Source organism: Cyclobacterium xiamenense, assembly GCF_042140265.1.
In the GTDB taxonomy this organism is placed as follows: Bacteria; Bacteroidota; Bacteroidia; order Cytophagales; family Cyclobacteriaceae; genus Cyclobacterium; species Cyclobacterium xiamenense_A.
This window is the reverse complement of the sequence record NZ_CP159481.1, coordinates 5,113,105-5,126,776: the sequence shown is the minus strand read 5'-3', so window position 1 is coordinate 5,126,776 and position 13,672 is coordinate 5,113,105. Positions and strand designations below refer to the sequence as shown.

12 protein-coding genes are annotated in these 13,672 nt (G+C 44.3%); 6 read left to right on the top strand and 6 right to left on the bottom strand.

What is annotated here, in order from left to right; translation table 11 throughout:
* The first annotated feature begins 4 nt into the window (after window positions 1–4).
* The 6 genes from ABWH99_RS20880 to ABWH99_RS20855 are packed head-to-tail and all read left to right on the top strand — an operon-like array spanning window position 5 to window position 5,812.
* Window positions 5–964, top strand: a complete 960-nt coding sequence (locus ABWH99_RS20880; protein WP_375583722.1) for a glycosyltransferase family 2 protein — start codon at window positions 5–7, stop codon at window positions 962–964.
* Window positions 961–2,262 carry a hypothetical protein gene (locus ABWH99_RS20875; protein ID WP_375583721.1) on the top strand — a complete coding sequence of 434 codons (1,302 nt, stop codon included), beginning with the start codon at window positions 961–963 and terminating at the stop codon, window positions 2,260–2,262. Before ABWH99_RS20880 ends, ABWH99_RS20875 begins: the two co-directional genes overlap by 4 nt.
* Window positions 2,213–3,046, top strand: a complete 834-nt coding sequence (locus tag ABWH99_RS20870; protein ID WP_375583720.1) for a glycosyltransferase family 2 protein — start codon at window positions 2,213–2,215, stop codon at window positions 3,044–3,046. The genes ABWH99_RS20875 and ABWH99_RS20870 overlap by 50 nt, the downstream gene beginning before the upstream one ends.
* On the top strand, window positions 3,036–4,244 hold the full coding sequence (locus tag ABWH99_RS20865) for a hypothetical protein (RefSeq protein ID WP_375583719.1): 1,209 nt from the start codon (window positions 3,036–3,038) through the stop codon (window positions 4,242–4,244). The genes ABWH99_RS20870 and ABWH99_RS20865 overlap by 11 nt, the downstream gene beginning before the upstream one ends.
* A complete protein-coding gene (locus ABWH99_RS20860; RefSeq protein ID WP_375583718.1) occupies window positions 4,241–5,083 on the top strand; it encodes a glycosyltransferase family 2 protein in 843 nt (280 codons plus the stop codon). Before ABWH99_RS20865 ends, ABWH99_RS20860 begins: the two co-directional genes overlap by 4 nt.
* Before the next feature lie 6 nt (window positions 5,084–5,089).
* On the top strand, window positions 5,090–5,812 hold the full coding sequence (locus ABWH99_RS20855; protein ID WP_375583717.1) for a WecB/TagA/CpsF family glycosyltransferase: 723 nt from the start codon (window positions 5,090–5,092) through the stop codon (window positions 5,810–5,812).
* 78 nt (window positions 5,813–5,890) lie between these two features.
* On the opposite strand, the gene ABWH99_RS20850 is transcribed toward ABWH99_RS20855, so the two are convergent.
* The 6 genes from ABWH99_RS20850 to ABWH99_RS20825 all read right to left on the bottom strand — a co-directional run bounded on the left by ABWH99_RS20850 (window position 5,891) and on the right by ABWH99_RS20825 (window position 13,558).
* Window positions 5,891–7,153 carry a metallophosphoesterase gene (locus ABWH99_RS20850; protein ID WP_375583716.1) on the bottom strand — a complete coding sequence of 421 codons (1,263 nt, stop codon included), beginning with the start codon at window positions 7,151–7,153 and terminating at the stop codon, window positions 5,891–5,893.
* An 82-nt stretch (window positions 7,154–7,235) separates the two neighbouring features.
* Window positions 7,236–8,102: a transglutaminase N-terminal domain-containing protein gene (locus ABWH99_RS20845; protein ID WP_375583715.1), complete on the bottom strand. Its 867-nt coding sequence runs from the start codon at window positions 8,100–8,102 to the stop codon at window positions 7,236–7,238.
* 61 nt (window positions 8,103–8,163) lie between these two features.
* The gene (locus ABWH99_RS20840) at window positions 8,164–8,904 is read right to left on the bottom strand and encodes a peptidase (RefSeq protein ID WP_375583714.1); all 741 of its coding nucleotides are present in this window, start codon (window positions 8,902–8,904) and stop codon (window positions 8,164–8,166) included.
* Window positions 8,901–9,881: an alpha-E domain-containing protein gene (locus tag ABWH99_RS20835; protein WP_375583713.1), complete on the bottom strand. Its 981-nt coding sequence runs from the start codon at window positions 9,879–9,881 to the stop codon at window positions 8,901–8,903. The genes ABWH99_RS20840 and ABWH99_RS20835 overlap by 4 nt, the downstream gene beginning before the upstream one ends.
* 15 nt (window positions 9,882–9,896) lie before the next feature.
* The gene (locus ABWH99_RS20830; protein WP_375583712.1) at window positions 9,897–11,324 is read right to left on the bottom strand and encodes a circularly permuted type 2 ATP-grasp protein; all 1,428 of its coding nucleotides are present in this window, start codon (window positions 11,322–11,324) and stop codon (window positions 9,897–9,899) included.
* Window positions 11,325–11,491: 167 nt separating this feature from the next.
* On the bottom strand, window positions 11,492–13,558 hold the full coding sequence (locus tag ABWH99_RS20825) for a S9 family peptidase (protein WP_375583711.1): 2,067 nt from the start codon (window positions 13,556–13,558) through the stop codon (window positions 11,492–11,494).
* Window positions 13,559–13,672 lie beyond the last annotated feature (114 nt).

Sequence of the window (13,672 nt, the reverse complement as noted above, 5' to 3'; positions counted from 1 at the left end):
ATCGATGTTGGTTAGCGTTATTTCTGTATTTTACAACAGAGAAAAATTTGTCGATTTTTCGGTAACTAGTTTGATTAAACAAAGCTACCAGAACCTCGAGATCGTTTTGTGTGACGATGGATCCTCTGACGATACGCTGTCGGAATTGAAAAAGTTTGAAGCATCGGACCCCAGGGTTAGGGTCCTGCATCACGCCAATAGTGGGTTTACAAATTCCATTCGTAGGGCAGTAGATGCATCGAACGGAGAGCTCGTTGCGATTCACGGTTCCGGAGATCTATCACATCCCGAACGAATCCAAAAGCAAGTAGAATTTTTAGCTCAGAACCCGTCCGTTGGGGTGGTTGGCTGTCTCTTTGAACGGGAAGACTTGATTCTTCGTCGAAAGGAAGTTGTCGGACGGCAAAAAGGAGGCGACGTGCTCAATAACATTTGCGTAAGTCATGGAGAAGTAATGTTCAGGAGGGAGATTTACGATGCGGTTGGTGGGTACAGACCATTTTTTCATTTCTCGCAGGACAGAGATTTGTGGCTACGAATGTCTCTCCTATCCAAGATAGACTTTATTCCCGAAGTATTGTATACGGCGTATACACGAAGTGACGGTGTCACAGGTAGCGCATATAATAGAGCGATACAATTGTATTTTGCTGAGATTTCGAAACAGATGTATGAAATGAGGTTGAGAAATGGCTGGGACTTTATCGATAAGTTTGGGAGCAATGCCTGGGTGTTTAAACGTAGATCCAAGCGTCTGGGAAAGGAATTGATTAAGCACGCACTCTGGGCGTTCAGACAAGGTAAGGCAACGGAATCTTTCAAAATAATTGAAATGGCGAAAGGAGAGTCAAACTCAGCTTTCATTCAATTCTTAGCTTTTCTGATTCTTTTTTTAGGGAAATTTGACCAAGGCCCCGCCTATTTATCCCGGATCCTAAACTTGAAAAGGAGGTTTATCAAATGAATCGATTGATAATCCGCAGGGAAAGAGTAGAGGTTTTGTTTGTTTTAACGCTTTTATTTTTCGCCATATACCTTCCCCCTATTAGACTTTTAAAGATTTCTCCGGAATATTTGTTGATCATTGGTTTTATGGCCTGGCTTTTTATCCGCCTAAAAACCCTACGCTATGCAGTCACAACCAGAGGGATCTTTGTGTTTTTTTTAGTGTTTTCTCTTATCGTATATTATTTATTTTTGAGAGAGTATCTGAGTTCAGGAGTGAAAGATATTGGTTTTCAGCAATTGTATTGGGTTAAGCAGTTGAGGTTTTTGATCAATATACTCCTGATTTCGCTTCCTTTTTCGTTAATTTTCTATCGGCGTAATTGGTCGGTCGATAGGCTGCTGGAAGCGTTTGTCGTACTGGGAATTATTCAATCGATTTTTGCAGTCCTAATGCTCGCCCTACCTGGCCTGAAGCAATACATCACCGAACAATTCCTGGATTTACAGTTTATGTTTGATCAAAAGGGCGAATTGTTACTTTTCAGAATATACGGGCTTTCGTCCGAGTACCTATTTACCTATCCCATTTTTCAAGGCATGGTTTTAATGATAATATTTACCATGGTAGCTCGGGGTGTTTACAGGTATATTTGGTTTGTTCCCATAATCCTGATTAGTATCGTGTTTAATGCAAGAATTGGTCTGGTTGCTCTTCCAATTATTCTTTTCGTTTATTTTATTTTTACGTTACGAAAATCGGATGCGTCGGTTAGTTTTTCGAAATTTATTAAGATTTCTTTGTCTATACTGGTAGCTGTTTTATTGTTGGTTGTAAGTATTTCATTATTTATTGATCCCGAGATCTTTACTTACATGGTTTTACGAGGCTTGGAATCGAATGCTAGTGGGGCGAATCACTGGGATAACCTATTTCAACGCATGATCGTTCTTCCGGATAGTTTACAGGGAATAGTCTTTGGCGAAGGGCGCTACCTTTACGGGAATGTCTATGACGTTCAGTCAGATATTGGGTACATAAACGACTTGCTGTTTGGAGGCTTATTTTACATCATTGTCTATTTTTCCTTACTCTTGTATTTGCTTTTCAATAAGTTCAGTCATTTTTCAAGAATCCAAAAGGTATTATTTGCATCCATATTCTTATACATCATGGTTTGTAACTACAAGGGCCCATTGCTAGTGAACAATGGATTTTTGAGGGCTGTACTTATCGTTTTATTCCTTCACCATTTAAATAGTAGAGATGAATCAGAATCCGCTGATTTCTATAATAACCGTCTGTTACAACAGTGAAAAGTATATCGATGATGCATTTTCATCTATTTTGAACCAAACCTACAGCAAATTTGAGTACATTTTAATAGATGGATCGTCGACGGATGGGACAGTGTCGAAAGCCAAGGCCTTCAAAAAAGTGCTGAAGCAAGAGTTTACGATCGTTTCAGAAAAAGACCAAGGCATTTACGATGCCATGAACAAAGGCATTAAGCTGGCGAAAGGGGACTTGATTTGTATTTTGAATAGCGATGATTTTTTTGTTCCCGAATCTCTTCAGCGGTATGTAGACTGTTTTCGGTCCAACAATTGCGCGGATAATTTAATCATCGTTGGAGATGCAAATAGAGTTGATAACAAGGGGGAAATCAGGTATTTGCGTAAAAATAACCTTTCGATACTTCAGCAACAAATAGAATTCACCATGCCCTTGGTTCACCCTGCTTTTTGTGTACATCGCCACGTATACGGAGAATTGGTTGGACTTTTTGACGTGACGGTTAAATTGATCGCGGATTATGATTTTACTTACAAAGCCTACAAATCGGGCAAAGTGGTTTTTGCATTTGCCAACGCAGTGACAGTAAACATGAGAGAGGGCGGTGTGTCCGATGTTTTCGATCTCGGGTTGATATGGGACAGAGCAGCGGCTAGATTTACAGTAAGAAAACACCATCAAAACGCAGCAAAAAATTTCCTTTTGTGCAGCAGGTTTTACCTGGAGGAAGTTGTGCGGCAGTTTCTTAAAAAATACTTCAGAAAAACCAGGTTGTTGAAAACTAACCGTAAGCATGATACATAAATTAAGATTTTTGATTCCCGATGCTCTTAAGCAGCGCCTCCTGTATCCGGGGTACTTTTGGTCATTCATTCAATCGAAATTCGAAAAAGCTTTTTCCGGGGGTACAGAAATCATTAGTGCGGGTTACAAGAACGAGTTTGGGGGATATTTCAATTTGCCGATCGGCAATGCCTCAGGAGATGTGTTGTTTCATGGCTCCGATCAAGACGCTTGTTCATGGCCACCTAAAGGAGCATTGGCAATATGCTTGAGCGAGCACGGAAAAAAGGATGCAAGAACCATAGCTTTTTCGCATGCCTGGAATTGGCAACAAGGCGCTTTTTTAAGGTGGTATTCGGACGATTTGATTTGCTTTAATGACTTCGATGGCGACAAAGGCACCTACTGCTTCAAGATTATTGACAAGCTAGGAAGTGTGGTCAGGCAAGTTGATTACCCCCTCGGTGCAGTTGACTCTTCCGGAAATGTCGGAGTATCCTATTCCTTCGAGAGGCTGGCAATTCTTCGAAAGGATTATGGCTATTTTGCCAAAGATTTATCAAATGAGAAGGAAATTCTCACGGACCCGATCGCCTTTCGGCTGGTTGATCTTCAGTCCGGAGATTCGTTTCAAAGCATTTTTTTCGATGAATTACGGAAGTTGTTTGGGATTCATCCGGAAAACGATAAAGTCAATCATTTTGAATTCAGTCCTGATGGGAAAAAAGTGGCCTATTTATACAGGTATTGGGTGGATCAAGTGAAGATAACAAAAATGATGGTTTTTGATCTTGAAAAAAAGTCACATACAGTGATCGGAGACGAAAGGTTTTATTCTCATTTCTGTTGGATGGATAATGAACAAATCCTAGTATTTGGCCAATTGGAAAGAGAAAATAAGTTTTTTATTATTGACTGCCGCACCAGCAGAAAATTTGTACCCGATTTTTTTGTTCCTCCTCATGACTCCCATCCTTCGAAAAAGACCGGAAGGTTAGTTGTTTTTGATAGTTATCCAAGTTTTTTTAGAAAGTCAAATGTACTGGTCGTCAATCGTGAGAAGGGAACCAGCATGTCCATTGGCAAGAGCGTACACCATCCCACGTTTCGGGGAGTGAATAGGGTGGATCATCACCCCAGGCTTAGCGAGGATGAACAGCGGGTGTATATTGACGTTCCTCAAGGCAGAGAGCGTAAGTTTGGCGTGATTCATTTATGAGAGTTTCGATCGTACTGGCCTGTAGGGATAATCGGGGGAGTCTGAAAGCAACCGTAGCATCCGTTTTGAGGCAGAGTTATGCGGATTTTGAGCTGATTATTGTAGACGATGGTTCCAAAATTCCAATTAGTGGTAGTTTTTCCGGTATTTCAGACCAGCGAATAAAGGTATTCAGAATCGAGGGTCAGGGACTGGGGGCGGCCCTGAACTACGGTATTTCGAAGAGTACGGGAGAATACATTGCCCGTATAGATGACGACGATTTGATGGACCCTTACAGGATTCAGAAGCAGTTGAATTTTTTGGACAATAACAAGCGAACGGTATGTGTAGGTACTCAATTGTGGTTTAAATCGGGCAATCGGTATAAAGCGCTGAGGAAATTCCCAGTAAAAAACGATGCGATTTTGGACGATTTGTTGCAGCTAAAATTCAGTATAGCCCATTGCGCGGTAATGTATAGGAGAAGTGCCTTCGATGCTGCAGGAGGGTACCGGGTGAAGGGAGGCGGCCAAGACCTGGATTTGTTTCTTCAATTCACCAAAGTTGGCGAGCTCGCTAATCTGGATGAATACCTAACCTATTATAACCTTTCTCTGGGGGGATTATCCGTTCGGGCGCCAAAGAACAAATACAAAGCCTATTTATTTGCGTTGAATTCAATCGCAAATGATCCTTTGTTTAAACCTCGTCGGAGTGAAATTTCAGGAACAATAAATATCCTTTTATCGAAATTAAGTTCGAAATCAAATTACTTATTTGCTGCGAAGCGTTTTTTTTTGATATGGGGAGTTTGGTTGTTTGGAAAGAACATGGATGAAAATCTCAACGTACAATAGCTTATAATGGAATTTTTTGACTATACGATTAAAGAAGAACTTCCTTCGCGTTTAAACGGGGGAAAAACGATCATCAATACGCTCAACCCTCATTCTTTTTGCATTGCCAAGAAGGATCCACTGTTTAAGAAATCACTTGTAAGCGCTGATTATTTAATACCAGATGGGGTGGGAATAGTTTTGGCAGTAAAAATACTATTTGGAAAGAAAATCAGAAAGGTATCCGGTTCTGATCTTCACGCACATATTTTGGATGTGGCCAACCGCTATTCCCTGAGAGTCTTTTATCTGGGCGCTTCGGAAAACACCTTATTAAAAATTAAGGAGAAGGTAAATCTATCCCATCCAAACATAAAGGTAGGATGGTTTAGCCCACCCTACAAAAATGAGTTTGATCCCGATGACAATCGTTTGATGCGCGAAAAAATAAACGATTTTAATGCGGATGTACTATTTGTTGGAATGACAGCGCCGAAACAGGAAAAGTGGATTTATGAAAACATTCAGGACCTCCACGTGGTCTTTGCTTCAGGAATAGGGGCGGTATTCGATTTCTATGCCGGCACTGTAAAAAGACCATCTCAGTTTTGGATAAGAATGGGGTTGGAGTGGTTGCCGAGACTTTTTAGAGAACCTAAGCGCTTGTGGAAAAGAAACTTCCACTCGACCCCTGAGTTTTTATTTGATATTGTTAAGGAGAAAATCAGCCCTATATCTCGTTTTAACTAGCTGCGTGTAACTTGTTGCGTGGCTTTGACACATCTTGCCTGGAGATAAAATGACCCACACTTTTTTGATGTCTGTATGTTAGACCGCTCCTCTCTTTCCCCTTCGTAGCTCGATTACCGTTATTTCCGGCCAGATGCCTACCCGTCCCGAAAAGGCATGAAAGCCAAAGCCTCGGTTGACATAGAGGTATTTGCCCGCTTCTTCTGCCAATCCTGCCCAATTGGGGTACCGGTATTGGGCGGGACTCCAGCGAAACAGGGGGGTCTCTATCCCAAACTGCATGCCATGCGTATGACCACTCAAGGTCAGGTGAATGTTTTTTGGATGCTTTTTCACCTGCTCGTCCCAATGGGATGGGTCGTGTGAAAGCAATATTTTAAATTCTCCGTCGGCCACTCCTGCCAGTGATTTTTCCAGATCCCCTCTGGATTGAAATCCCACTCCCCAATTTTCCACTCCCAAAAGCCTAATCTGCTGCCCGTCTTTTTCCAAGACGCGATTTTCGTCCAGCAATAAATCGTAGCCCAGTATTTTGTGCTGCTGTTTTAGTCGTTCGAAATTTGCCCGCTTTGCTTCCGGGCTGGGCCAGGAGGAATAGTCCCCGTAATCGTGGTTTCCAAGTATGGAATATTGCCCGAAAGGCGCCCGGATCTTCGAAAAGGCTTCCATCATGGGTTCGATCTCATCCGCCTTGTGGTTGACGAGGTCCCCGGTAAATACGAACAGATCCGAGTTGTGCGAGGCAGCAAGCTCGGCTCCCTTTTTTACGGCTTCCATGTCGGTAAAACTCCCGGCGTGTATGTCCGATAGCTGAGTAATGGTAAAACCATCAAAAGCCTCCGGCAAATCGGAAAAATAGATGGTTTTACGAATGGTTCTAAAATCGTATTTGCCCTTGAATACCCCGTAAACAAAACCTGTGAATGGGATCACTGCAGCGGCAAATGCAAGTTGGCTAATAAACTTTCTCCGCCCGGGGTAAACTCCCGCAGTATCCGAAGAAAGACCTGCAGAAAAGTAGGACCAGGTGGCACTTAATCCCCGGAAAATATCCTCCCCAAACAAAAACACAATGATTGTAAGCTGGGTTACCGTGACGATAATAAATAGATTAAGTGTTTGCTGAGAGGTGGTAGATATTCGTCCCTCTTGCATGATACGAAAAAATGCCAGTCCAATCCACAGACTGATTCCCCCGGATATCAGCCAATAAACGATTTTTCCTTTGGTGAGCCAGGATACCGGTAGCAAGGTTTTTACTCCCTGGTAGACGTACCAGTTCAAAAAAAACAGAAAGGCCAGTACGATGAAAATGATTACGATGCCACCCACTTTTGTCATGGTTTTTAGTAATGTTACCCTAATTAATCGCAAACAGAATAAAAAGGTTTGTTATTCGGGCAAAAAAGCAGAAATAAGGCGATCAGTTTCCTCCCAAGGCCTCGATATGAACGGTTGCCTGTAGGGAAGGTTCCTGAAGCTGATCTCCTCCAAAACTCCCGTGGACCGGTAGGGTGTTTTGCGGTAGAAAGCTACAAGCCAGGGGAATGTAGTGCTCGTCGGTCATCAATCCCAGACTGGGATCCAGTCCAACCCAGCCGGCTCCCGGCAAATAGGTTTCCACCCAGGCATGTAGTTCGTGTCCTTCTTCCAATTCCGGGTTAAAGGCATACCCGCTGACGAATCGTGCCGCCAACCCCAGATGACGGAGCATTTCGATCAGCATCCAGGACAGATCCCTGCAAGATCCCTTGCCGGCAGCGAAGGTATAATCCGCTTCCCATAGATTTTCTTCCTCGCGTAGGATGTGTTGCCAATCGGCATGGATGGAGGCATTGAGTCCGGTCAGGAAACCAATGGGATCCCGGGAGGTCAATTTTGACAAGCCGTATTTTTTCAACAAGGAACTTCCACTGTGCCCCAAATAGGCCTGAAGTACAGGAGCCTCCGCTTCCTGATAGGAAAAGGGCGTTTCGGATTCCGGATCCAGCCGATCAATAAACCATTGGTCCACCAAAAATAAAAAAGGGTTAAACGGTGTATGAACGGATTCGAAGGAGGTGCGAATGTGTAGTGATTCGGTTTCTTTTGAAAACCATACCTGAAAAAAGGGGTTCCCCTCCAGGCTGTACCTTTCGTTTATTCCGGCAGGTTCCGGTTGGATATGCAGCCTGAAATCGTAAATTTCGAGGTAGTTGCGTTGCAGGGGCCGCAGAAAAATTCGGTGCGGGTTTAAACCGACGAGCTGATGGTAATGGTAATGAGTATCGTGTTGAATTTTTAGACGCATGGTGTATTCGTAAATTGGTGAGGAAAACCCGGGCATCTCAGGAATTCAAATCGGATGGAATCTACTCGCTTTCTTCCATTTCTTCGTGAAAAAAGGCTTTTTTCAACACATCTGCCGGTAGTTTATGGATAGCCTTCTTTAGCGAATTGTTCCAGAATTCGGAGAGATGGTTTAATTCGTGCTGTTCAAAGCGATTTTCGATAACGTGGAAACTGTCGTTTTCAAGAATGACTGTATCAATGGGGTAGTCAACATCGTTAGCGCTGATTCGGGTAGCGTCAAAAGCCAGAAAGGCACTCTTTAGGGCAAAATAAAGTGGCTCCTCGTATTTTAGCGACCTACGCAGCACGGGATTTCCAAACCCCGTATTGCCAATGATGACGAAGGGTGTTCCCTGCCGGATTTCAATCCAGTTTCCCTGGGGATAGAGCAGGTACAACTTGGGTTCTTTGTCTTCTTCCAGCTGTCCGCCGATGATCGAATAGAGGTTGAATGAAAAGCCAGATTTTTCCAGAGAGTCCATGTCTTCCTCGGCAACCCGCTTGACTTGATCGGCAAAACCATTCACCGCCTTGTACAATTTGTCGAAAGAATCGTCTTCCTTCTCGATGAGTTCTCCAAAGTAGGTAATGGCCTTGTCCCGGACCGAACGAAGGCCGGAAGTCATTATAAAGAAGGAGTGTCTTTTTTTGTTGACCGTATATAATTTCTTCGAGGTGGTGGTTTCGTTGCCCGAAGTGATTCTGGTGTCTGATAAACCAACGATTCCGTGCTTCGTCTTAATTCCAATACAAAATGTCATCCTTGCTCCATGGTTTGGCTTACAAAGTTATCTTTTATTTGGAAATAATTATCGTTTATCTGATTGGATATATGATTGATTTTTACCTGAAGGTGTTCCAGGTATTCGTGGAGTCCGGTGGCAATGATATCGTTGACATCGTCAAATTCCAATTTGGACCGAAGTTCCCCCATGGATTTTTCGGCCCGATTGGAGAATCCGGAGCCGTTGGTTCCGGAGATTTTGAATAGGCTCTGTTCGGCTTCACGAAGGCAGAAAAATACGGAACGAGGGAAGTACTGGTTTAGCACCAAAAACTCCACGACTCCGGAGGGGTCAATGGTGCCATAGAGCCTGCGATAGGTGTTAAAGGCAGTGACCGATTTCAACAGGGCCATCCAATGAAGAAAGTCTAATGGAGAACCCACCTCTTTGGGGGAAGGGAGGAGGATGTGGTATTTAACATCCAAAATGCGTGAGGTCTTGTCTGCTCGCTCCAGGTATTGTCCGAGTTGGCGAAAATACCAGCCCTCGGTGCGTGCGACGGTACTATCGGCAATCCCATAAAGCAATAATATTTGGGATTTGACTGATTCAAAAAAATCCCTTGGGTCCTCCTTTTTCCAAAGTTTACTTTCGGAACCGCGTTTTACGAAGTGATAGGTTTCGTTCAGTTTTTCCCAGGTTTCCTTGGTCAGGTTTTCCCGGATCATGCGGGCATTTTCACGGGCTTTGCTTACGGATGATATCAGGGAGTTGGGATTGTCTGCATCGAAAGCCAGGAAAAAAATTACTTCCTGCATGTCGTAGTTTTTATTTTTTTCCTGGTAAAGATCCTTATCTCCTGTAGCTACAATCAAGGGTTCCCACTGTTCTTTTAAATCCCCGGGAAGATCCAGCATGAGATTGAAGTTTACGTCAATAAAACGGGCGTAGTTCTCTGCCCTTTCGAGGTACCGGCCCAGCCAGTAAATGGAATTCGCTACTCTACTTAACATAGTCGTTGTTCTTGGTTAATACAATACCCAGGTGTCTTTGCTACCCCCGCCTTGCGAGCTATTGACGACCAGCGATCCTTTTTTTAGTGCCACCCGGGTAAGGGCACCAGGAATCACTTCGATCTCTTTGCCGTACAAAACGTAAGGTCTTAAATCTACATGCCTTCCTTCAATGGACTTATTGTCAATGATTGAGGGAACCGTCGAAAGCGATAGCGTAGGTTGAGCGATGTAGTTGGTAGGGTTGTCCTGAATTAGTTTTCGGAAACGTTCGTGTTCGTTGGAATCGCTTTTGGGCCCAATCAGCATGCCATATCCTCCGGCAGCATTGGTTTCCTTGACGACCAGATCCGCAATATTTTCCAGTACAAATTGCCTGTCTTCCTCCTCCCGGCAGAGGTAAGTAGGAACGTTTTTTAAAATTGGTTCCTCGTTTAGGTAGTACCGAATGATCCTGGGTACATACGCATAGACGGCTTTGTCATCGGCGACGCCGGTTCCGGGCGCATTGGCCAACGCTATATTGCCTGCTTTATAGGCTTCAAACAGTCCAGGGATGCCCAGCATGGATTCCGGATTGAAAGCCAATGGGTCGAGAAATGTGTCATCGATTCGCCGGTAAAGTACGTCAATTTGCTCGAGGCCTTTGGTGGTCTGCATGTACACTTTTTTGTTTTCCACCAGTAGATCCATTCCCGATACCAATTCTACCCCCATCTGTTGGGCCAGGTAGGAATGCTCAAAGTAGGCAGAGTTGTACACTCCGGGTGTCAGCACGCCAATTACAGGTTTTGGTTTTTCGGATAAAAACTGCAGCATGTCCAATAGTTTGGTGCTGTAGTCCGACACCGGGCGTACTCCAAGGCTGTTGAAAAGCTCCGGGAATGCACGTTTAATGATTTCCCTGCTTTCCAGCATGTAGGACACGCCCGAAGGACAGCGCAGGTTATCTTCCAAAACGTAAAAATGTCCATCTTTATCCCGGACCAGATCGGTACCGGTAATGTGGCACCAAATGCCTTTAGGAGGCGTGAGGCCCTCGCAGGGTTTTAAATAATCTTTACTCCCCAAAATGAGTTCTTTGGGGATCACCTCGTCTGCAAAAATTTTTTGTTCGTTGTAAATATCCTGAAGGAATAGATTCAAAGCATCGATCCGTTGTTTGAGTCCCTCTTCTAGTACCTTCCATTCGTTTCCTGGAATGATCCGGGGGATGATATCGAGGTGTAAGATTTTTTCCTGGCCTTCTTTATCGTGGTATACATTGAATGTCATGCCCATGGCCATTTGTGCTTTGTCAGCCGAATACTGAAGGTGGCTCAATTTTTTTGCCGAAATGCTTTGAATGTAATCGCCAAACCGACTGTAATGGGGTCGGAGTTCCTGTTCACTCTGGTACATTTCATCGTAAAAGCCTTGGGGGTTGTTGTGGATTACCTTCATTTTTATGGATTGATGGTGCGGTAATTTTTTCGGTTTTGGAGATAAATTGATTAATAATGTACTCAATGATTAGCATAATTGCAATTACTTCTCCCTATTCGGTTAAAATTATTACGAATTCCCTCCTTTTTTTGATCAAAACAGCAAATAATGCTCCTTTCGCATTCTTACTGGTTTTTTTCAGCCAACCATAGCAAGAAGGCATATTCCATGGCCAGTTCCTTCAATGCATTGAAGCGGCCACTTGCTCCCCCATGGCCTGCTTCCATATTGGTGTGGAGCAACAAGAGCGAATCGTTGCTGCGTAGGGCCCGAAGTTTTGCAACCCACTTGGTAGGTTCCCAGTACTGCACCTGGCTGTCGTGGAGACCCGATGTCACCAATAGGTGGGGATAGTCTTGTTCTTTCACGTTGTCATAGGGAGAATACGATCGGATGTAATCGTAATAGATCTTGTCCTTCGGGTTTCCCCATTCGTCAAACTCCCCGGTAGTCAAGGGGATGCTTTCATCCAACATGGTGGTAAGCACGTCCACAAACGGGACTGCAGCTACGGCACCAAAGAATAGGTCGGGTCGCTGGTTGATTACGGCACCGATAAGCAATCCTCCGGCACTTCCACCCATGGCAAACAGCTTTTTGGGGTGAGCGTATTTTTCCCGAATCAGTAGCTCCCCGCAGGCGATAAAGTCGGTAAAGGTGTTTTTCTTCTTCAACATTTTCCCGTCCTCGTACCAATACCTGCCCATTTCCTGCCCGCCACGCACATGGGCAATGGCAAACACAAATCCCCTGTCTAAAAGGCTCAGCCTACTCGAACTAAAGTAGGGGTCCGTACTCAATCCATAGGCTCCGTATCCGTACAATAGCAAGGGATTTTTTCCTGTTTGGGTAAACAATTCTTTTTTATACACCAGTGAAATGGGGATTTCCTGTCCATCGTTGGCAGGGGCCCAAATACGCTCGGATTGATACGCCTCGGGATCGTGTCCTCCCACCACCTCTTGTTGTTTCATGAGTGTTTTTTCCCGACTATCCATGTGGTAGTCATAGATAGAAGAGGGCGTGGTCAGGGAGTTATACCCAAAGCGGAGAATTTCCGTGTAGTACTCGGGATTGGTTCCAAGCCATACCGAGTAGGCAGGGTCCTGCATGCGGATGTTGTGTTTCCCCCCTCCATCCCAGGTACGGATCTCGAGTCGGGTCAGTCCATTGAATCGATTAGCAATGACCAGGTGGTGTTTAAAAACATCAAATTCTTCCAACAAGACGTTTTCACGTGTTGGAACCAGTTCCTTCCAATGTGTCTTTTCCGGATTGGAGACCGGCGCCGTGACCAATTTGAAGTTGGTAGCCCCGTCTGCATTTGTCAGAATAACGAACCGATCCTCGTGGTGCTCCACTTCGTATTCGAGATCTTTTTCCCTCGACTGAATGACTGTCCAGGCTCCGTCTGGCTGATCGGCAGCCAGGTACCTGAATTCCGAAGAGATGGTGCTCTGACAAGCAAGGAAGAGGAATTTCCCTGATTTGGACTTTTGGACACGAACGGTAAATTTCTCGTCTTTTTCCTCGAAGATCAGTGTGTCTTCGGTTTGGCTTTGGCCCAAAACATGCTTGTATACCTTGTTTGACCGCAAGGTCTGTGGGTCCTGCTGGGCGTAAAAGAGGGTTTTATTGTCATTTGCCCATACCATATTGCCGGTCACCAGGCTGATCTTCTCATCCAGATCCGTTCCGGAACTCAAGTCTTTAAAAAAAATGGTGTAGATTCTTCGTCCGACGGCATCAGCAGCGTAGGCCAGCAGCTGAGCATTTTCAGAAACCGCCATCGCATTTACCTGCAGGTATTCTTTTCCCTCTGCTAACGCGTTGACATTTAAAATCACCTGCTCTTTTGCCGTTAAGGTCCCTTTTTTTCGGCAGTAGATCGGATATTCCTTTCCCGCTTCAAAACGCCGGTAATAGTAGTACCCGTTCTTAAAATAAGGGACGCTGGTATCATCGTCCTTTATCCGGTTTTTCATCTCCTGAAACAGGGATTCCTGTAACGGTTGCGTAGGTGCCAGGCAGTGAGTTTTGAAGGCATTTTCCGCTTTCAGGTAGGCCTGTACTTCCGGATTTTCCCGCTCGTTCATCCAATAATAATTGTCGATGCGGGAATCCGAATGAAATTCGATGCTTTTCGGTACAATCGCAGCTACAGGGGCTTCCATGGAAGAAGGTGTTTTCATTTTCTGGAATTTTGTTTTCTTATTTTGTTTGCTTCCGGCTAATAAACTATCCGGATAAATACATATATTGCCAGGCTTTGTTGCTTTCGTTTCCTTCTCTATGTAACACATTTA